This window comes from Helicobacter kayseriensis, assembly GCF_021300655.1.
Classification (GTDB): Bacteria; Campylobacterota; Campylobacteria; order Campylobacterales; family Helicobacteraceae; genus Helicobacter_G; species Helicobacter_G kayseriensis.
On sequence record NZ_JAJTNB010000028.1, the window covers coordinates 1 to 1,686 of the forward strand.

The window sequence follows — 1,686 nt, forward strand, 5'->3', positions numbered from 1 at the left end:
TTTTTTTGTGTTCTTAAAATTAAGATGATCTTTTGATCGCGATTGTGTCTGTTTTGAAGCTCATCAAAGTTTTATAAATACGCTCAAGAGGTAGATTGCAGTAGTTGCGATGGATTCGTGCTATGAGGTTGATTGGGTTGTTTTAGGGGGGGGGGGTAGGTGGTGAGTTTGATTGTTTTGGGGTGATTTTGAGAATCTATCGCGTGAGATAAGCCTCACTCGATATTGGTATAGACCGCTTGGACATCATCATCTTCTTCGATGCGATCTAGGAGCTTTTCTACTTCACTCATTTGCTCTTCACTGAGTGTGATGGGAGAATTGGGGATACGCTGAAGTGAGGCTTTTTGCACAGGGATTTGGAGAGATTCAAATCCTTCGTTGAGTTTCCCAAAATCAGTGTAATCTCCATAAGCCACATAAGAAGTTTTTCCCTCGATCTCGATCCCTTCAAGCTCTTCAAGTCCATAATCAATCAAGGATAGCTCAAGCTCTTCTAGATCCATTTGAGGTTTTTCAAATTCAAACACGCTTTTGCGTGAAAACATAAATTCTAAAGATCCATTGGGCACGATAGAAGCATTAGGAGTTTTGTTGAAATAGCTTTTGACATTGGCAATCGTGCGTGTAGGGTTGTCTGTCGTGCATTCAATCATCACAAGCACGCCGTGAGGAGCCTTTCCTTCATAGGTGATTTCAGTGAAGATTCCATCTTTCCCACTTGCGCGCTTGATAGCTGCTTCGATGTTGTCTTTTGGCATATTCTGAGCTTTGGCATTGGCAATAGCTGTGCGGAGCTTGGCATTCATATCTGGATCGCTTCCACCTTCTTTGGCAGCTACAGTGATTGCCTTGGCAAGTTTGGGGAAAATTTTACTCATCTTATCCCATCGTTTTTCTTTTGCGGCGCGTCTGTATTCAAATGCTCGTCCCATCAAAATCCTTATGTTTGAGATGCTAAAAGCGCGGATTCTAGCATAAGAGAGAAGAAGTTTGGATCTAATCACTAGGGGAGGAGACTAATGATGAAGAGAGAAAGGAGGAGGTGAGAAACTCACCTCCATATTTTTAAGGAAAGAGGAACAATAAAACCCTTTGCTCTAATACAGAACAAACTCCCACCCAAATCCTCCCACATTCATCACTTTAATGATGATAGGGTTTTGTTGTTCTTTGGTCTTTGTTGAAACACTTTATAGAATCTTCCAACAAAGACCCTAGCAAATGTTTAGCCCCCCCTTTTTTTTTAAGATCAGAAATTTTGCCAGAAAAATAGTCTTTTGAAGGTATCTAAATTTCTTTTTGCAGAAACTTCAAACTTTTTGATGTCATTTATGAGCTTTTGATAAAAAACTGTTTTTGAGATGGCTTTTTCTTCTTTTGTTAGTTCTTCTAGCTCTGCGATTTCTTGAAGAATCTCAGTTTCTAACATTGAAGAATCTTCTTGGATCGTCAATTCACTTTGATGTGTAATCATCTCTTGAGGAGAAAAAACCTCTTGTGTATCAGGCTTTTGAGGAAGGGATTCTTGTTGAAGGGGTTTTGGTGAAATCTCTTTTTGTGAGATGATATCTTCTTGGATAAGTGCCTTTGGAGCTTCCTCTACCTCATTGCTTGCTTCTTCTTGGATGCTAGTTTGGGAGTTTTGGTTGTTTACCCCCCCCCCTAGGTCATCTTGTTGATTAT

General features: G+C 40.1%; 2 protein-coding genes. Both read right to left on the minus strand.

The window, feature by feature from the left end; genetic code table 11:
• Positions 1-215: 215 nt before the first annotated feature.
• Positions 216-935: a YebC/PmpR family DNA-binding transcriptional regulator gene (locus LW137_RS07040; protein WP_233034935.1), complete on the minus strand. Its 720-nt coding sequence runs from the start codon at positions 933-935 to the stop codon at positions 216-218.
• A 317-nt stretch (positions 936-1,252) separates the two neighbouring features.
• The coding region (locus tag LW137_RS07045; protein ID WP_233034937.1) for a hypothetical protein at positions 1,253-1,686 on the minus strand (434 nt) is incomplete at its 5' end.